The sequence below is a fragment of the Janthinobacterium sp. CG_23.3 genome (assembly GCF_046115965.1).
In the GTDB taxonomy this organism is placed as follows: Bacteria; Pseudomonadota; Gammaproteobacteria; order Burkholderiales; family Burkholderiaceae_D; genus Janthinobacterium.
The window spans coordinates 1-17,050 of record NZ_JBJXIB010000006.1; the positions used below are offsets into that span (position 1 = coordinate 1).

The window sequence follows — 17,050 nt, forward strand, 5'->3', positions numbered from 1 at the left end:
AGACCTTTCTTGTGGGAAGGGGGGGGGGGGGTGGGGGGGGGGGGGGGGGGTGGGGGGTGGGGGGGGGGGGGGGTGGGGGAGGGGGGGGGGGGGGGGGGGGGGGGCCCCCCCCCCCCCCCCCCCCCCCCCCCCCGCCGCCCTGCCGCCGCCTACTTGTTCGACACCTTGCCGAGCACGCCTTCGACGAAATAGTCCATCTTGTTGAGCGCGTCGTCGCCGAGCGTGCCCTTGTCGAGGCGGAGCTTGCCCTCGTTGTCCTTCATCGGCCCGGCGAACGGCGCCAGCGCGCCGCTGACGAGGTCCTTCTCGCGCGCCGCGACGAACTGCCTGACGTCGGCCGGCACCGCCGCGTTGATGCCTTCGAGCTTGACCATGCCGTCCTTGATGCCGCCCCAGACGCTGCTCGGCTTCCAGCTGCCGTCGATGACCGCCTGCGCCTGTTTCGTATAGTATGCACCCCAATGATGCGTTACGGCACCAAGTTGCGCTTTCGAACCGTATTTTTTCATGTCCGAGTGGTAGGCGATCGCGTACTTGCCCTTTTCCTCGGCGGCCTGGACCACGGCGGTCGAGTCGGTGTGGTGGGTGACCACGTCGGCGCCCTGGCCCAGCAGCGTGATGGCGGCGTCGCGCTCCTTGCCCGGGTCGAACCAGCTGTTGACCCAGATCACCTTCACCTGCGCCTTCGGATCGACGCTGCGCATGCCGCGCGCGAACGCGTTGACGCCCTGCAGCACTTCGGGGATCGGGAAGGCCGCCACGTAGCCGGCGGTGTGGGTTTTGCTCATTTTGCCGGCCAGCACGCCGGCCAGATAGCGGCCCTCGTAGAAGCGGGCGTTGGTGTTGCCGACGTTGGCGGCGGTTTTATAGCCGGTCACGTGGATGAATTTGACGTCGGGGAATTGCTTGGCCACCTTCAGCGTCGGGTTCATGTAGCCGAACGAGGTGGTGATGACGAGCTTGCTGCCCTGCTGCGCCAGGTCGCGGATGACGCGTTCCGAGTCGGCGCCCTCGGGCACGTTTTCGACGTACTTGGTGCTGATCTTCGGGCCCAGCGCCTTTTCCATTTCCTTGCGCGCGATGTCATGCTGCGTGGTCCAGCCGGCGTCGCCGATCGGGCTGATATACACAAAGCCGACGTTGAGCGGCGCGGCGGCCGCGGCCAGCGTCGCCACGGGCGACAAGACAAGCGTGCATAGCGCGGCGCGCAAGATTTTTTTGGACATGATTTTCCTCGTGTTGGCTCCCCCCACCTACCTTCCGGCCCCGCCGCGGGGGAGACAACGGCGCAGCAACGTACAACGCCTCAGGCGCCCGGCTTGAAATACTTGCCGAGCGACGCGGGCATGTTCAATTTGATGTAGTTGGCGTTGCTCGAAATAAGCACCAGCACCACGATGGTGGCCAGGTAGGGCAGCATCGACAGCAGTTGCGAGGCGACCGCCACGCCCTCGCCCTGCACCGAGTACGTCAAAATGGTGATGCCGCCGAACAGGTAGGCGCCGCCGACCACGCGCGCCGGGCGCCAGGTGGCGAAGGTGGTCAAGGCCAGCGCGATCCAGCCGCGCCCGGCCACCATATTCTCCACCCACAGCGGGGTGTAGACCAGCGACATGAAGGCGCCGGCCAGGCCGCAGCAGGCGCCGCCGAAGAGGATCGCGGCGAGGCGGATGCGGCGCACGTTGTAACCCAGCGAATGCGCCGACGACGGCGACTCGCCGACCGCGCGCAGCACCAGGCCGGCGCGGCTGCGGTACAGGAAGCAGGCGATGGCCGCGCACAGCAGCAGCGCCAGGTACACCATCGGGTGCTGGCGGAACAGCGCCGGGCCGACGAAGGGCAGGTCCTGCAACCAGGGCACGCCGAAGCTGCCGTTGCTCAGGCTGTTGCCGACGTAGTTGATGCCGATGTAGGTCGAGGCGCCGCCGCCGAACAGCGCCAGCGCCAGGCCGGTGGCGTACTGGTTGGTGCCCAGCCACACCGTCATCCAGGCGAAGAAGCCGGCCAGCACCACGCTGGCGCCGGCGCCGGCGGCGAAACCCAGCGCCGGGCTGCCGCTGTTGACGGCGACGGCGAAGCCGACCACGGCGCCGATCAGCATCATGCCCTCGGCGCCGAGGTTGACGACGCCGGATTTTTCATTGATCAGCAAGCCCAGCGCGGCCAGCATCAGGGGGGTGCCGGCGTTGATGCTGGCGGCGATCAGGAGGGCGATGGCGTCCATTATGGCTTCCGGCTAACACGCAGTTTGTAGTGGATCAGCACGTCGCAGGCCAGCAGCGCGAACAGCAGCACGCCCTGGAACACGCCGGTGATCGCGCTTGGCAGGCCCAGGCGCGACTGCGCCAGTTCGCCGCCGATGTAAAACATCGCCATGATGAAGCTGGAGAAGACCACGCCGACCGGGTGCAGCCGGCCGACGTAGGCGACGATGATGGCGGCGAAGCCGTAGCCGGGCGACACCGACGGCGTCAACTGGCCCAGCGGCCCCAGCACTTCGCAGGTGCCGGCCAGGCCGGCCAGCGCGCCGCACAGCAGCATCGAGGTCCACAGCGATTTGCGCGCCGAGAAGCCGGCGTAGCGCGCCGCCGCCGGCGCCATGCCGCCGACGCGCAGGCGGAAACCGGCCATGCTTTTCGACAGGAACAGCCAGCCGCCGACCGAGGCCAGCAGCGCCAGGATTATTCCCAGGTGCAGGCGCGTGCCGGGCAGCACGATCGGCAGCAGCAGCGCCTCCGACAGCAGCTTCGACTGCGGAAAATTGAACCCCTCCGGGTCCTTCAACACGCCGTACACCAGGTAGCTCAGCAGCAATTGGGCGATATACACCAGCATCAGCGAGACCAGGATTTCGCTGGCGTTGAAACGGTCGCGCAGGAACGCCGTGACGCCGGCCCAGGCCATGCCGCCGGCCATGCCGGCCAGCAGCACCAGCGCCGTCACCCACGCGCCGGCGGCGCCGGCGTCGTCGAAGTAGAGCGCGGCGGCGCCGCCGCTGACGGCGCCGACGACGAACTGGCCCTCGGCGCCGATGTTGTAGACGTTGGCGCGGTAGCACACCGCCAGGCCGACGGCGATCAACAGCAGCGGCGCCACCTTCACGCCCAGCTCCGACAGGCCGCGCAAGTCCTTCATCGGCTCCCAGAAAAACACCGCCAGGCCGGCCAGCGGGTCCTTGCCCAGCGCGACGAACAGCAGCGCGCCGCACAACACCGTCAACAGCAGCGCCAGCAGCGGCGAGCACCAGGACATCGCCGCCGACGGCGTGGCGCGCGCTTCGAGTTTAAACATGCTTGCCCCCGGCATGGTTGGCCCGCGGCGCCGGCTGCGGCCACAGGCCGCTCATCCATTGGCCGACCAGCGCGACGCTGGCGTCGGCGGTCTTGATCGACGGCGACAGCCGCCCCTTCGCGATCACATGCAGGCGGTCGGCGATCTGGAACAATTCGTCGAGCTCCTCGGAAATGACCAGCAGCGCGCAGCCGGCGTCGCGCAGCGCCACCAGCTCGGCGCGGATCTGCGCGGCGGCGCCGACGTCGACGCCCCAGGTCGGTTGCGCCACCACCAGCACGCTCGGGGCGCGCATGACTTCGCGCCCGACGATGTATTTTTGCAGGTTGCCGCCCGACAGGCTGCGCGCCGGCGCGTGCGGCCCGCCGGCCTTGACGCCGAAGCGGGCGATGATCGCCGCCGCCATCGCCGCGATGGCCTGGCCGCGCACGAAGCCGCGCTTGACGGTGGCCCCGGTTTGCAGACTCAGCAGCACGTTGTCGGCCAGCGACATCTCCGGCACCGCGCCGCGGCCCAGGCGCTCCTCCGGCACGAAGCCGAAGCCGAGGGCGCGCCGCCGCCCGGGCGCCAGGCGCCCGGCCGCGACGCCGCCCAGCATGATGGAAGCGGGCGCCGCGCGCGGGTCCTCGCCCGACAGCGCCGCCATCAATTCCTGCTGGCCGTTGCCGGAAACGCCGGCCAGGCCGACGATCTCGCCGGCGCGCAGCTCGAAGCAAACGTCTTGCAACGCGGTGGCGAACGGGTGGCTCTTCGACAGGCACAACTGGTTCACCGCCAGCATGCTGGCGCCGGGCGCGCGCTCGACGTGGGTGAGGGCCGGCGGTTCCGCACCGATCATCAGGCGCGACAGGCTGGCGGCGGACTCTTCGCGCGGGTCGCAGACGCCGCTGTTCCTGCCGGCGCGCACCACCGTGCAGGTGTGGCACAGCGCCCGGATCTCGTCGAGCTTATGGCTGATGTAGAGGATGCTGCAACCCTCGGCCGCCAACTGGCGCAGCGTGCCGAACAGCTTCTCGACGGCGCCCGGCGTCAGCACCGAGGTCGGCTCGTCGAGGATCAGCAGTTGCGGCTTGGCCAGCAGCGCGCGCACGATCTCGACGCGCTGGCACTCGCCCACCGACAGCGTGTGCACGTGGCGCTGCGGCTCCAGTTCCAGGCCGTACTGGCTGGCGGTGGCCTCGATGCGCAGGGCCAGCTCGTCGAGTTTGGTGTCGGCGGGCAGGCCGAGGGCGATGTTCTCCGTCACCGTCAGCGTGTCGAACAGCGAAAAGTGCTGGAACACCATGGCGATGCCGAGCTCGCGCGCCATCGCCGGGTTGGCAATGTGCACTTCCCTGCCGTTCCACAGCACCCGGCCGGCGTCCGGTTTCACCGAGCCGTAGATGATCTTCATCAGCGTCGACTTGCCGGCGCCGTTCTCGCCCAGCACGGCGTGGATCTGGCCCGGCTCGACCGTCAAATGGATGGCGTCGTTGGCCACCACGGAAGGGTAGCGCTTGGTGATGTCGTGTAGTTCCAGGCGGGTCGTCATGTCGTTTTTATCGTTCTCGAACGGTCACCAACAATTCATCGGAATCGGCGCCACGGCGGGCCGCCAACGCCATGTATCGTATCGGCATCTGTCCCGATTATCCGCATCGGTCATGGCGCCGGCGCAGACTTTCAGCGTAAAAACAACACCGGGAAACTATTTACACGATAGCCGGCGGCCGGCGCCGTTGCCGCCAGCCCCTGCCGGCACGAAAATCCGACTATTATATCAGCTCGAATATACCAAGTATTAACCGCCCTGGCAGCCCGCGAGGGGGCGCTTCTCGCATCATTGCCGGGCTAGTCTGGTTGTCGACGCCGCCAGCGCCATGTTTTTTTTCATGCAACGTCAAGAGGAGTTTCAAGTGTACAAAACAACATCGAGTCTCGTTCCCCGCCTGTGTTTCGCCGCCATCCTGAGCCTGTCCGCCGGCGCCCACGCCGCCGACTGGAGCGACACCTCGATCAGCTGGCGCGCCGGCAGCGATTACCGCGAACCGTTCAACCCGAACGACATCAAGAAAAACATCGTCGGGCTGACCCACGCCAGCGGCTACAAATACGGCAGCAACTTCGTCAACGTCGACTACCTGATGTCCGACAGCAAGGACCCGGGTTCGTTGAACCAGCGTTCGGGCGCCAGCGAAGCCTACATCCTCTACCGCCACACGCTCGACATCGGCAAACTGCGCGGCAGCGACATCAAATTCGGCCCGGTGCGCGGCGTCGGCGTGACCGCCGGTTTCGACCTCAACACCAAGAACGACACCGGCTACAACTCGCGCAAGCGCATGCTGGTGGCCGGCCCCACGCTGATGTGGGACGTGCCCGGCTTCCTCAACACCAGCCTGTTGCTGCTGCGTGAAAGCAACGCGCCGAGCGGCGCCTTCGCGCCGATCTCCAACGTCAACGGGCGCTACACCTACAAGACCCACGCCATGCTCAACGCGGTGTGGGGCATCCCGGTGACGCCGCTGCTGTCGTTCGAAGGCTTCGCCAACGTCATCGACGCCAAGGGCAACGACGAGGTGGGGCGCAAAACCGGCGTGGAAACCAACATCGACATGCAACTGATGCTCGACGTCGGCGCCGCCATGGGCAAAGCCAAGAACACCTTCCGCGTCGGCCTGCAATACCAGTACTGGAACAACAAGTTCGGCAACACCGACGCCACCACCGGCGGCGTTGGCAACACCGCCAAAACGCCGATGATCCGCGCCGAATACCACTTCTAAGCGGACCTCGCCGCCCGCACGGCTGCGGCGTTGAGTTCATCCAAACCAACGCCGCGAGCCCGGGGGCGGGCCCAAAGGACGTAGGTCGGGTTAGCCGGAACGGCGTAACCCGACTGGCGTCGGCGGCGGCTCGGCGTCGGCTCGGCGTCGGATTACGCGTCCGCCCCGGCGCCCCCCCCTCCGGATCCGGCCTACGGCACCATAACTGGGCGGAATGAGGGTCCGACCACGGCGCCTTGCACCGTCGCGGCGCCTTCATGGCGCCCGCTAACGCCCTGCCGCTTGCCGGCGTCGCCATACGAGGCCACGATCTGCGCCAGGCGCCCGGAATCGCGCAGCTTCACCATCCCCCCGGAAAACATCTGCGCATAGTCGCGCGCACGCGCGCCGCCCGGCGCGAAGCCGACATACTCGTACTTGCGCTCAATGCAGCCGGCCACCCTCAGCGGCGCCAGGTGCTGCGTCGCCAGCACATACTCCACGCTGCGGCGCTCCTCGAGCAGCGCGTCCAGGCGCTGCAACTGCAGCATCGCGACCATGCGCCGGGTCACGCCCTCGCCGCTGACCCGCGCCACCTTGTCGAACGCGCGCGCCAGGCGCGCATCGACCACCTTGCCATGGGCCACGCCCAGCGCGACGCCGCCGTACTTCCTGCCGAAGCCGCCGAAGCGCCAGGCGCTGCCGGCGTCGGTGAAGAAACAAAATTGCGTGTCGATGACGGGCTGGTCGGGAAAGAGCAAGTCCGGCGCCAGCGCCGGCAGGATGCCGACGACGCCGTCGATCTGGCCGCCGCGGGCGGATTGGACGCCGCGCGACAGCGGCATGTTAACGAAGGACACGGCCACACCCTCGGCCGCGAACAGCTCGGTGATGACGTCGACCAGGATGCCGCGGCGGGCGCTGGCCAGCTCGCAGATATACGGGCACCACTGGTTCACCGCCAGCACGATCGGCGCGGCGCGCGCCGGCCCCGACGCCAGCGCCAGCGCCAAGGCCGGCAGGCCCAGGCAGACCCGCCACGGCGGCGCCCGCACGCCGCCCGGCGCCACGCTCACTCGAGTCCGTACTTGCCGGCGATGGCCTTCCAGGCCGGATCACCCTTCATGCCGGCGGCCACCGCGTCAAGCTCCTTGGCCAGCGCGGCGTCGCCGTTCGCGCTGAACAGGAAGCGGTCGAATTTCGCGTGCGGCTTCGGCGACAGGTACAGCGTCGACTTGACCGGGCTGGCGTCGCCCAACTGCTTGAGCAGGAAGCGGTACGTGCTCGACGCCATAATGGTGACGTCGGCCTTGCCGGACGACACCTTGCGGATGTTCGACAACTCCTCGTTACTGTTCTCGCGCTGGATATCCTTGCCGAAGCGATCATCCAGGCCGGCGTAGCGGTTGCCGGCCACGCCGGCGAACTTCAAGCCCTTCAGCGAGTCCGGGTCGACATAATCGACCTTCTTCGTGTTCAGCGAAATGACCGCGTTCGAGTCGGCGATAACGGCCGGGGTCCAATGGTATTTTTTCTTGTCCGGGTCGCCCACGAACATCGGGTTGAGGAACAGCACCACACCCTTGAAGTTCGGCTCCTTCTCCAGCGTCTGGTTGAGCTTGTCGCGCGGCAGCACGGTCAAATCGAAGTGGTACTTGCCTTTGAGCTTGTCGTTCAAATAGCCGACCATGTCGCTGGCCAAGCCGCCGCCGCCGACCACGAACGGCACCGCCTGGTAGGTGTTATAGGCGGGGAGGTTTTCGAGCGCGCCGGCGCACTGCGCGGCGACGGCCAAGACGCCGAAGGCGATGCCGCGCAAAGTGTAAGCCGACCAACGCTGATTCTGACGTCGGGATTGCTGACTAACCATATTTCCTCCAATGCAGTGAACGAATCTGTTAACACGAAGCAATGTGTGTCTGGACGATTCTACGCGCAAGCGCGCCGCGCATTGTTGTATCAACGCCGCGCCGGCCAAAAAAACACCGTTGCCGCCCCGGCCCTCGCCCTCGATGTGCGGCGCATCCCCCACGCCGCCCCGACAAAAACCGGCACAAGGAATAGAATAGCAAAATCACACTGTTAACTTTAAAGTCCACCTGCCGGCTTCGAATGACATCAGAACGCGACACCCGCCGCTACGTCGGCCGCTTCGCCCCCTCCCCCACCGGCACGCTGCATCTGGGCTCGCTGGTGGCGGCGCTGGCCAGCTACCTGGACGCCAAAGTGCACCACGGCCAATGGCTGGTGCGCATCGAAGACCTCGACTGGGACCGCAACGTGGTCGGCGCCGACCGCGCCATCCTGGCCTCGCTGCGGCGCTGCGGCATGCACTGGGACGGCGACGTCGCCTGGCAAAGCGAACGCCTGGCGCTGTACGAGGCGGCGGCCGGCGACCTGCGCGCCGATATCTACCCCTGCGCCTGCTCGCGCCGCGAAATCCTCGATGCGCGGGCCGACCCCGGCGCCGCCGGTGTATTCCGGCGCCTGCCGCAACGGCATCGCCGCCGGGCGCGCCGTGCGCGCGCTGCGCCTGCGCGTGCCGCCGGCGCCGCACGGCGTGGTCGGCTTCACCGACCGCTGGCACGGCGCGCTGCGCCAGGACCTGGCCGACGCCGTCGGCGACTTCATCGTGCGCCGCGCCGACGGCTACTGGGCCTACCAGTTGGCCGTCGTCGTCGACGACGCCGCCCAGGGCGTCACCCACGTGGTGCGCGGCGCCGACCTGCTCGACTCGACGCCGCGCCAGATCTACCTGCAAGGGCTGCTCGGCCTGCCGCGGCCGGCCTACCTGCACGTGCCCGTCGTCACCAACCCGGCCGGCGACAAACTCTCGAAGCAAACCGGCGCGCAAGCGTTCGACACCGGCGCCGCGCCCGCCGAGCTGCTGCGCACGGCGCTGCTGCCGGCGGCGCGCTTCCTCGGCATGGAGCTGCGCGCGGCCAGCCTCGACGACTTCTGGCGCCTGGCCCTGCCGGCGTGGGCGCAGCTGCTGCGCCGGCGCGGCGCGCCCGCGGCGCCCTGAAAGCAAACAACCCGCCGCGGCGCCGGGGCCGGGGCGGGTTGTGCGCGACTCGGCGTCGACGGGCTTAGAAGTTGCCCTTGAACTGGACGCCCCAAATGCGCGGCTCGTTGAGGAAGCCGGTGCGATTATTAAAATCGATGGCGCCGGTGACGCGCCTGGTGTCGGTGATGTTGCGGCCGTAGGCGGCTACCTCATATTTGCCGCTGTCCCAGGTGTAACCGACGCGCAAGCCGCCTTCGAGCAAGGGTTTGGCGCTGTATTCCACCGCTTCGTACAGGAACAGGTTGATCTTGCTGCGGTAGGCCCAGTCGGTGAAGACGAACAGTTCGCCGTCGGCCAGCGGCACCGCGTAGCGCGCGGTGCTGGTGACGATCCACTTCGGCGCCTGCGGCAGCGGGTTGCCGTCGATGACGACGCGCCCGGCCGCGTTCAGCGGATCGGTCACGGTGCACGAACCGCACTTGCCGACGGACAGGCTGGCGTCCTTGATCTCGGTGAAGTTGTAGCTGCCGCCCAGCGACATTTTCAGGCTGGGCGTGACGAAGCCTTCCAGGTCCAGCTCGGCGCCGTGGCCCTTGGTCTTGGCCGCGTTGATCAGCCGGGTCACGTTCGACAGGCCGCCCACGACGGTCAATTGCTGGTTCTTGACGTCGAAGTTGTAGACGCTGAAGGCGACGCGGGCGCGCCGGTTCATCAAGTCGGCCTTGACGCCGGCCTCGTACGACAGGATGGTCTCGGCGTCGGCCACGGTGATCGGCACCTGGCTGTTGGCGGCGACGACGCTCGGCGCGCGGAAACCGGTGGCGACGCGGGCGTAGACGTTGACGTCCCGGTTCATCTTGTAGCTGCCGCTGACGTCCCAGTTGACCTTGTTCTTGCTCTCGGCCACGCCGTTCGGTCCGATCTGCACCACGTTGAGCGCCTCGACCGTGTTGAAGTCTTTCTTGTCGGTGGTGTAGCGCAGGCCGCCGCGCAGCGTGAAGGCGTCGCTGAAGGCGTAATTGAGCGAGCCGAACGCCGCCCAGGCGGTGTTCTTCTGGTGGCTGGCCAGGTGCGTGGCGCGCGCGCCGCTGTCGCTGTTGAAGCCGTCGGTATAGCCGTTGGCGTCTTCGTTGAAGTAGTACAGGCCGCTCTGCCAGTTCAGCGGGCCGGCGTTTTTCGACTCGACCCGGAATTCCTGGCTGTACTGCTTGACGGCGCCGATGCCGCCGGCGCTTTCCACCTGGAAGGGGATGAAGCCGGGGCCGGTCTTGGCGCCGCCGTCGATGTCGCCGCGGCTCAGGTAGTCGTCGACGCCTTCGTAACCGGTGATCGAGAACAGCTTGACGCTGTCGAGGTCCCAGCTCAGGCGCACGCTGCCGCCGTTGCTGCGCAGGCGCTGGAAGTTCTGGCCGTTGGTATGCGACTGCCCGGCGTCGTAGCCGTCGACGATGTCGTTGGTCCCCTTTTTAATCAGGTTGGCGTAAAACAGGCGCGAGCTGCCCGTGGTGGCGCGCTGGTGCAGGTTGAACAGCGCGTTGAACTGGCCGTTCGGCGCGTACAGCAACTGCACCCGCTCGGCGTGTTCGTTGTAGCCGTCCAGCGCGTCCTTGGCGCCGCTGAAGCTGTTGTCGACGTAGTCGTCGCGGTGCTGGCGCAGCGCCGACACGCGCATCGCCCATTCCTTGCTCAGCGGGACGTTGACGGCGCCGTCGGCGTTGGCCGTGTTGTGGCTGGCGACGGAGACGTTGTAATAGCCTTCCACTGTCGCCAGCTTCGGCTTTTCCGACTCGAATTTGACGACGCCGGCCGGGGTGTTGCGGCCGAACAGCGTGCCCTGCGGACCGCGCAGCACTTCCACGCCGGCCAGGTCGAAGATCGGGAAGCCCTTCAGGATGGGATTTTCCTGCACCACGTCGTCGTAGATCAGCGAGACCGGCTGCGAGGCGAAGGTGCTGAAGTCGGTGTTGCCGTAGCCGCGGATGTAAAAGCGCGGGAAGGTGCGCCCGTTCGACGACTCCACGTTCAGGCTCGGCACCTTGCCGGCCAACACGCGGATGTCCTGGCCGCCGGAGACCAACACGTCGAGTTTTTCGTCGCGCAGCAGCGTCACCGAGACCGGCACCTCGCGGATGTTTTCCTTGCGGCGCTGCGCGGTGACGGTGACCGTTTCCAATTGCGGCGCGGCGGCGGGCGCGGCGGCCGACTGGGCCATCGCCGAGCCGATAGGCAGGGCGGCGCTCAAGGCCAGCATCGCGCCATGGGTGCGGGCGAGACGCTTGTGGATGTTCGACTTCTTGATCATTGACTTCCCCAGAATTTTAATAAGCTTACAAAGAGTGTTCCAAGCAGCGTCTCCCGCTTTCTCTTGTGCTGGCGCCGGCCAGCCGGCGCGAACGGGTGTCCCCCCGCCCCCGGCAATGGCTGCCGGCTTGTAGAAGGCCGACAATTTAATTCATGCCCAAAGGCATTTGCAAGAACTTATTGCCAGATGCGAGTCATCTACAACACTTTCCCGCCTGAAGGTGGCGGCTTAACAACAACAGCGCCGGCGGCGCCCGCATGAAACGCAGCAACATTTTTCCGCACCGACACACGGTTGTTGACGAAACTATCGGCCGCCAGCACAATCACCCCAGCGCCTTCCAATGACTAACACGATAGCCAGCGGCGTAACCGGAAAGAACACCACCGTGACACAAGCCAAGCTTTGCAAGCCGCGCGACTGGCCGGCGCGCGTGGCCACCCTGGCCGGCGCGGCCGCGCTGGCGCTCGGCCTGTGCGCCGGCCCGGCCCAGGGCGCGCAAGTGAGCATGGCCTTCGGCGAAAAAATCCCCCCGTTCTGCCTGCCCGAGAGCAACTCGGGGATCGAACTGGAAGTCATCGGCGAAGCGCTGGCCCACCGCGGCCACGTGCTGCGGCCGAAGTACTATCCGTTCGCGCGCATCCCGCTGGCCGTCAAGAACCGCGACGTGGCCGCCGCGATGACCGACCTGGGCCAGGACATGACGGCGGAGGGCGCCTTCTACGGCGACCCCGCCGTCATCTACGACAACGTTTTCATCAGCCTCAAAGAGCGCCACCTGCAAATCCGCAAGCCGGCCGACCTACAAGGCTTGCGAGTGCTGTCGTTCGCCGGCGCCGCCAAACGCTATCCCGAGTGGCTCGGTCCGGTCGCCAAGGCCGGCCGCTACTTCGAGCAAAACGACCAGGCGCTGCAAGTGCTGACGTTGAACTATGGCCGCTACGACGTCGTCCTCAGCGACCGCAACATCTTCAAATACTTCAGCATCAAGCTGGCGCGCGAGCACGGCTTGGTGTCCGCCCCGACCACCCAGCAAAGCTTCGTCAAGGTCAACCCGATGGATTACCGGCCGGTGTTCCGCGACCGCGGCATCCGCGACGACTTCAACGCCGGACTGAAACACTTGAAGGACAGCGGCCGCTTCGAGGCGATCTACCGGAAATACCTCGGCGACGGCGCGGCGGAGTAGCGCCGGCGCGAAAAGATTGGCATAAACAGGCGAAACGTATTACATTCCGCCAATGAGCGCTCCCCTCCACATTGCGCTGCTGGCTTTCGACGGCATGCAGATACTCGACATCACCGGGCCGGCGGCCGTGTTCGCCGCCGCCAACGACGCCTGCGGGCGCGCGTTCTACCGCGTCCACATCCTGTCGGCGCACGGCGGCGCCGTCGCCAGCAACAGCGCCGTCAGCGTGGCCAGCGCCGCGCTGGCCACGTTGGCCCCGGCCGCCGTGGACACGCTGCTGATCGCCGGCGGCGCCAGCGCCGGCCTGCGCCACATGGGCACGCAGGGGGCGGTGCGCGATTGGGTGCGCGACAGCGCGGCCACGGCGCGGCGCTACGGCTCGGTGTGCAGCGGCGCCCTGGCGCTGGGCGCGTTCGGCCTGCTCGACGGCAAGCGCGTGGCCACCCACTGGGACGATTGCGCGGCGCTGGCGCGCGACAACCCGCGCGCGCAGGTCGACCCGAACGCGCTGTACATCCAGGACGGCCGGCTGTGGACCTCGGCCGGTGTTACCACCGGCATCGACATGTGCCTGGCGCTGGTCGAGCAAGACCTCGGCAGCGCGATCAGCCACACCATCGCCGCCCGCTTCGTGATCTACGCGCGCCGGCCCGGCTACCAGTCGCAATTTAGCCCGATGCTGCACGCCCAGGCGCGCGCCGGCGCGCAGTTCTCCGGGCTGGTCGACTGGATGAAGGACCACCTGACGGCGGCGCTGGACGTGCCCAGCCTGGCGGCCAGGGTCGCCATGTCGGAGCGCAGCTTCCACCGCAAGTTTACCGGCGCCATCGGCGCCACGCCGGCCTACTTCGTTGAAACGCTGCGGCTCGACCACGCCCGCGACCTGCTGGGCGCCCAGGTCGCGCTCAAGGAAATCGCCGCGCGCGCCGGCTTCTCGACGCCGGCCCAGCTGTCGAAGGCGTTCGAGCGCCGCTTCGGCGTGACGCCGATGCTGTTTCGCGAAATGCAGGCGGCCTGACCCATTTCCACGGCTTCGGGGACACGGCTTCGGGGACAGACCACGATTTCCGGGAAATAGTTTCCCGGAAATCGTGGTCTGTCCCCGTTTACGCGAACGACGCTTGCGCGCGCGCAGGACCTGAAAAATTGGGGGGCTTACCCGCTGCGGAGCCATGCTCTACAATCGTTAGCTCTGACTGTCGCCAACCGCAAGGAACTGAACCAATGAGCCAATTTTCCCACGATATCTACACCGAACCTTCCGACACCGACATCAACACCTTGAACCGGCTCGGGCCGTTGCGCGCGATGGCCGGCATCTGGGAAGGCGAGCGCGGCCTCGACATCAAACCCAAGGCCGACGGCGCGCGCAAGCAAGCCTTCGTCGAGCGCATCGAACTGCAGCCGATCGACCCGGTGACCAACGGCCCGCAACTGTTCTACGGCCTGCGCTACCAGATCCACGTGACCAAGCCGGGCCAGGTCAAGACCTACCACGAGCAGGTTGGCTACTGGCTGTGGGAGCCGGCCACCGGCACCGTGATCCAGACCCTGGCGATCCCGCGCGGGCAGATCGCCATGGCCTCCGGCAGCGCCAGCGCCGACGCCACCAGCTTCGAACTGGTGGCCTACAACGACGCCGAAAGCTACGGCATCCGCTCGAACCCCTTCCTCGAATACGCGTTCAAAACCGTCGAATACCGCATCAAAGTGACCATCAACGCCGACGGCACCTGGGGCTACGAAGAAGACACCGTGATGATGATCAAAGGCCAGGACGAACCGTTCCACCACATCGACCGCAACATCCTGGTTAAAGTCGCCGAGCCGACGCCCAACCCGCTGGCGCGCCAGGCGCAATAAGAGAAAAAACCAGCGGCGCAAACCCGGGGTCCGACCCTGCCCCACGCCCTTGGTATATCCACACTACAGCTTATCCACCGGCGTCACCCTGCCCCCCTTCACCTGCGTCAGATACACCCGGTCGCTGCCCTGATGACGCTGCGCGCTGAACGCGACGGGCATGCCGCCGGCGTTCATCTGAAGCTGCTCGAGCGCGCGCAGCAGCCCGGCCCGGGTCGGCTCGCGGCCGCAGCGCCGCAAGGCCTCGACCAGGATCATCGCGTTCGCATACCCCTCCAGCGAGCCGTAATTGCGCGCGGCCGGCAACACGTCGGCGTGGTACAGCTTCACCAGCGGATCGGCGCCGTCGTCCGGCGACGGCATAACCTGGCTGATGACGACACCGTTGCCGGCGTCGCCGGCGTGCTTGATGAATTCACTGGAGCCGACGAAGGACACGGTCAGGAACCTGGCCTTGACGCCGGCCTGCCCGGCCTTCTTGACCAGCGAGGCGAGCGGCCGGTAGGTGCCGATGAAGATCACCGCCTCCGGCGCCTGGCTTTTGAGGCGCGCCAGGCCGGCCTCGATGTCGATGGTGTTGCGGCTGTAGCGCGCCTCCAACGCCACGCTCAGACGGCGCTTGCTCAGCGCGCGCACGACGCCGGCCTTGCCGGCCTCGCCGAACTCGTCGTCCTGGATGAACAAGGCGATTTTCTTCACGCCCAGCGCGCCGGTGAGGTGCGCCACCAGCGCCTCGGTCTCGTCGAAATACGAGGCGCGGAAATTGAACACGACCGGAATGACGGGATTGCGCAGGAACTCGGCGCCGCTGAACGGGAACAGATACGGCACGCCGGCCTTCGCCGCGATCGGCACCGCCGCAGTCGACGTCGGCGTGCCGACGTAGCCGAACAGGGCGAACACCTTGTCGGTGTCGATCAGCGCGCGGGTGGCGGCGGCCGACTGCAGCGGGTCGTAGGCGTCGTCGACGCTGACCAGCGCCACGGCGCGGCCGTTGACGCCGCCGCCGGCGTTAATTTTGTCCAGGTAGGCCTTGGCGCCGGCGCGCAATTGCAGGCCGAGGCCGGCGGCCGGGCCGCTGGTGGCGTTGGCCATGCCGATCTTGATGGCGCTGGCCGACACGCCGTCCTCGGCCACGGCCGAACCCGCCCAGCCGAGCGAGCAACACACCAGCGCCAACGCCGCCAATCTCAATTTTTGCATGTCAATTCCGCCTCGCGTGAACCGGCAAAGGAACCCATACCTTGCAGAGAGTATCCGCAAGGTGGGCGCGGTTGTCAAACGTCAAGATGGCGAAAATCCGCCGTCGACAAGACAAACCACGTTAAAAAAGCGTTCCCACACCGGATCAACTGCCCCGACATATCGACTCGGCAACCGGCCCCGCATATAATCCGCGCCTCGTCCTTTACTTCACGCCAACAATGACCACCAACGCCATGCCGCCCGACGCGCGGCCAGCCATCGTCCTGCTCCACAGCTCCATGAGTTCCCGCAAGCAATGGTCCGACCTGAGCGCGCAGCTGGAAGCGAGCTTCCGCTGCATCGCCGTCGACTTGCTCGGCTACGGCAAGTCGCCGTTCCCCGACGTTGCCGACGGCGCGGCCTTCACGCTGGCGCACGAGGTCGACGCGGTCAACGCGGCCATCGCCGCCAAGCTCGCCCCAGGCGAGTCCTTCCACCTGGTCGGCCACTCCTACGGCGGCGTCACCGCACTGCGGCTGGCCCGCCAGATGCGCGAACGCGTGTTGTCGCTGGCCGTCTTCGAGCCGGTCGCCTTCCACCTGCTCGCCGCCAACGACGCGGCGCGGGTCGAGATCGAGACCGTCGTGGCCGCCATCGGCGCCGCCGCCACGCCGCGCGACGCGACCCGCGTCTTTATCGACTATTGGAACCGCGCGGGCGCCTTCGATTCGCTGCCCGGCGCGCAGCAGGACAAGTTCACCGCGCAGATTGAGAAAGTCAAGCTGGACTTCCAAGCCTTGCTGGGCGAGCCGGCCACGCTGGCCGACATGGCCGGACTCGACATGCCGGCGCTGGTCATGTCCGGCCTGAACAGCCCGGCGTCGACGCGCCGCCTGGCCGAGCGGCTGGCCGCCGCGCTGCCGAACGCATCCGCCGTGCAGACCAAGGGCGGCCACATGGGGCCGATCACGCACGGCCAGGTCGTCAATGCGCTGATCGCCAGCTTCCTCGTCGGCGCCGAAGTCGTCAGCGTCTAGGGTACTCCTCCTTCCATCTTCCCTTCATGCGGGCGTAGACGTCGACATAGCGATAGTGCGACTCAACGTCCTCGGCCTGGCAGGGATCGACGGCAAGCCTGGGTGACATGATGAAGGCCAGAAAGGCGGCACGGTTGCTGACGTCGCCGTTGGCACGGATGTGCCGGAAGTCGTTGGCCATGTTGGCGTCCAGGGCGGCCCAATCCTTGTCCCGGATGGCCGCATTCCAGGCGTCGGCCTGGCGCGTCAAATCGTCGACGATCGACTTCGTCGTTGCGCCGGTCCCCATGATCGCCGCACAAGCCTGAAGCACCCATAGATGGATGTCAAGCCGGACCAGGCGGGCGACCAATTTAAGCGGGGTTCTGAGTGGCATCATAGGCGCGTGCAAGCGGCTGGGTTGGCACGAAACGACCTGCCCCGACCGCTGGC

Annotated in this window: 15 protein-coding genes and 1 pseudogene; 7 read left to right on the forward strand and 9 right to left on the reverse strand. The window is 67.1% G+C overall.

The window, feature by feature from the left end:
- Positions 1-192, forward strand: a 192-nt coding sequence (locus tag ACFDR9_RS03310; protein WP_409030067.1) for a hypothetical protein, incomplete at its 5' end; no start/stop codon positions are given.
- On the opposite strand, the gene ACFDR9_RS03315 is transcribed toward ACFDR9_RS03310, so the two are convergent.
- The 4 genes from ACFDR9_RS03315 to ACFDR9_RS03330 all read right to left on the reverse strand — a co-directional run bounded on the left by ACFDR9_RS03315 (position 150) and on the right by ACFDR9_RS03330 (position 4,822).
- The gene (locus ACFDR9_RS03315) at positions 150-1,226 is read right to left on the reverse strand and encodes a BMP family ABC transporter substrate-binding protein (RefSeq protein ID WP_409030068.1); all 1,077 of its coding nucleotides are present in this window, start codon (positions 1,224-1,226) and stop codon (positions 150-152) included. The two genes, ACFDR9_RS03310 and ACFDR9_RS03315, sit on opposite strands and share 43 nt — an antisense overlap.
- A gap of 80 nt (positions 1,227-1,306) precedes the next feature.
- Complete coding sequence (locus ACFDR9_RS03320; RefSeq protein ID WP_409030069.1) at positions 1,307-2,224, reverse strand: ABC transporter permease; 918 nt, start codon at positions 2,222-2,224, stop codon at positions 1,307-1,309.
- The gene (locus ACFDR9_RS03325; protein ID WP_409030070.1) at positions 2,224-3,291 is read right to left on the reverse strand and encodes an ABC transporter permease; all 1,068 of its coding nucleotides are present in this window, start codon (positions 3,289-3,291) and stop codon (positions 2,224-2,226) included. The genes ACFDR9_RS03320 and ACFDR9_RS03325 overlap by 1 nt, the downstream gene beginning before the upstream one ends.
- The gene (locus ACFDR9_RS03330; protein WP_409030071.1) at positions 3,284-4,822 is read right to left on the reverse strand and encodes an ABC transporter ATP-binding protein; all 1,539 of its coding nucleotides are present in this window, start codon (positions 4,820-4,822) and stop codon (positions 3,284-3,286) included. Before ACFDR9_RS03330 ends, ACFDR9_RS03325 begins: the two co-directional genes overlap by 8 nt.
- 364 nt (positions 4,823-5,186) lie before the next feature.
- Between ACFDR9_RS03330 and ACFDR9_RS03335 the strand changes: the two genes are divergently transcribed.
- Positions 5,187-6,056, forward strand: coding sequence for a BLLF1 multi-domain protein (locus ACFDR9_RS03335; RefSeq protein WP_017878681.1), 870 nt, complete (start codon positions 5,187-5,189; stop codon positions 6,054-6,056).
- Between the two features lie 191 nt (positions 6,057-6,247).
- Here ACFDR9_RS03335 and ACFDR9_RS03340 read toward each other — a convergent pair whose 3' ends face one another.
- Together ACFDR9_RS03340 and ACFDR9_RS03345 are read right to left on the reverse strand one after the other, a co-directional pair.
- Entirely contained in the window at positions 6,248-7,111 is an 864-nt protein-coding gene (locus tag ACFDR9_RS03340) for a substrate-binding periplasmic protein (protein ID WP_409030072.1), read from the reverse strand.
- Complete coding sequence (locus tag ACFDR9_RS03345; RefSeq protein ID WP_409030073.1) at positions 7,108-7,854, reverse strand: substrate-binding periplasmic protein; 747 nt, start codon at positions 7,852-7,854, stop codon at positions 7,108-7,110. Before ACFDR9_RS03345 ends, ACFDR9_RS03340 begins: the two co-directional genes overlap by 4 nt.
- Before the next feature lie 293 nt (positions 7,855-8,147).
- Between ACFDR9_RS03345 and gluQRS the strand changes: the two are divergent.
- Positions 8,148-9,060, forward strand: a pseudogene (gluQRS, locus tag ACFDR9_RS03350) (tRNA glutamyl-Q(34) synthetase GluQRS).
- 64 nt (positions 9,061-9,124) lie between these two features.
- Here gluQRS and ACFDR9_RS03355 read toward each other — a convergent pair.
- Positions 9,125-11,344 (reverse strand): TonB-dependent receptor, encoded by a 2,220-nt coding sequence (locus ACFDR9_RS03355; protein WP_409030074.1) that lies wholly within the window; start codon positions 11,342-11,344, stop codon positions 9,125-9,127.
- 343 nt (positions 11,345-11,687) lie between these two features.
- Here ACFDR9_RS03355 and ACFDR9_RS03360 point away from each other — a divergent pair, with 343 nt between their 5' ends.
- The 3 genes from ACFDR9_RS03360 (at position 11,688) to ACFDR9_RS03370 (ending at position 14,396) form a co-directional block, all read left to right on the forward strand.
- Complete coding sequence (locus ACFDR9_RS03360) at positions 11,688-12,533, forward strand: substrate-binding periplasmic protein (RefSeq protein ID WP_409030075.1); 846 nt, start codon at positions 11,688-11,690, stop codon at positions 12,531-12,533.
- Positions 12,534-12,585: 52 nt separating this feature from the next.
- Positions 12,586-13,551: a GlxA family transcriptional regulator gene (locus tag ACFDR9_RS03365; RefSeq protein ID WP_409030076.1), complete on the forward strand. Its 966-nt coding sequence runs from the start codon at positions 12,586-12,588 to the stop codon at positions 13,549-13,551.
- 206 nt (positions 13,552-13,757) lie between these two features.
- Complete coding sequence (locus ACFDR9_RS03370; RefSeq protein WP_409030077.1) at positions 13,758-14,396, forward strand: FABP family protein; 639 nt, start codon at positions 13,758-13,760, stop codon at positions 14,394-14,396.
- A gap of 63 nt (positions 14,397-14,459) precedes the next feature.
- Here ACFDR9_RS03370 and ACFDR9_RS03375 read toward each other — a convergent pair whose 3' ends face one another.
- The gene (locus ACFDR9_RS03375; RefSeq protein WP_409030078.1) at positions 14,460-15,599 is read right to left on the reverse strand and encodes an ABC transporter substrate-binding protein; all 1,140 of its coding nucleotides are present in this window, start codon (positions 15,597-15,599) and stop codon (positions 14,460-14,462) included.
- A gap of 221 nt (positions 15,600-15,820) precedes the next feature.
- On the opposite strand from ACFDR9_RS03375, the gene ACFDR9_RS03380 reads away from it, so the two are divergent.
- Entirely contained in the window at positions 15,821-16,618 is a 798-nt protein-coding gene (locus ACFDR9_RS03380; protein WP_409030079.1) for an alpha/beta fold hydrolase, read from the forward strand.
- Here ACFDR9_RS03380 and ACFDR9_RS03385 read toward each other — a convergent pair.
- On the reverse strand, positions 16,608-16,997 hold the full coding sequence (locus ACFDR9_RS03385; protein WP_409030080.1) for a nuclear transport factor 2 family protein: 390 nt from the start codon (positions 16,995-16,997) through the stop codon (positions 16,608-16,610). The two genes, ACFDR9_RS03380 and ACFDR9_RS03385, sit on opposite strands and share 11 nt — an antisense overlap.
- Between the last annotated feature and the right edge of the window lie 53 nt (positions 16,998-17,050).

Bases quoted from the DNA above. Each gene is read 5' to 3' on its own strand.
- ACFDR9_RS03315 (WP_409030068.1), bottom strand. From the start codon at position 1,226: ATGTCCAAAAAAATCTTGCGCGCCGCGCTATGCACGCTTGTCTTGTCG.
- ACFDR9_RS03320 (WP_409030069.1), bottom strand. From the start codon at position 2,224: ATGGACGCCATCGCCCTCCTGATCGCCGCCAGCATCAACGCCGGCACC.
- ACFDR9_RS03325 (WP_409030070.1), bottom strand. From the start codon at position 3,291: ATGTTTAAACTCGAAGCGCGCGCCACGCCGTCGGCGGCGATGTCCTGG.
- ACFDR9_RS03330 (WP_409030071.1), bottom strand. From the start codon at position 4,822: ATGACGACCCGCCTGGAACTACACGACATCACCAAGCGCTACCCTTCC.
- ACFDR9_RS03355 (WP_409030074.1), bottom strand. From the start codon at position 11,344: ATGATCAAGAAGTCGAACATCCACAAGCGTCTCGCCCGCACCCATGGC.
- ACFDR9_RS03360 (WP_409030075.1), top strand. From the start codon at position 11,688: ATGACTAACACGATAGCCAGCGGCGTAACCGGAAAGAACACCACCGTG.
- ACFDR9_RS03365 (WP_409030076.1), top strand. From the start codon at position 12,586: ATGAGCGCTCCCCTCCACATTGCGCTGCTGGCTTTCGACGGCATGCAG.
- ACFDR9_RS03370 (WP_409030077.1), top strand. From the start codon at position 13,758: ATGAGCCAATTTTCCCACGATATCTACACCGAACCTTCCGACACCGAC.
- ACFDR9_RS03375 (WP_409030078.1), bottom strand. From the start codon at position 15,599: ATGCAAAAATTGAGATTGGCGGCGTTGGCGCTGGTGTGTTGCTCGCTC.
- ACFDR9_RS03380 (WP_409030079.1), top strand. From the start codon at position 15,821: ATGACCACCAACGCCATGCCGCCCGACGCGCGGCCAGCCATCGTCCTG.
- ACFDR9_RS03385 (WP_409030080.1), bottom strand. From the start codon at position 16,997: ATGATGCCACTCAGAACCCCGCTTAAATTGGTCGCCCGCCTGGTCCGG.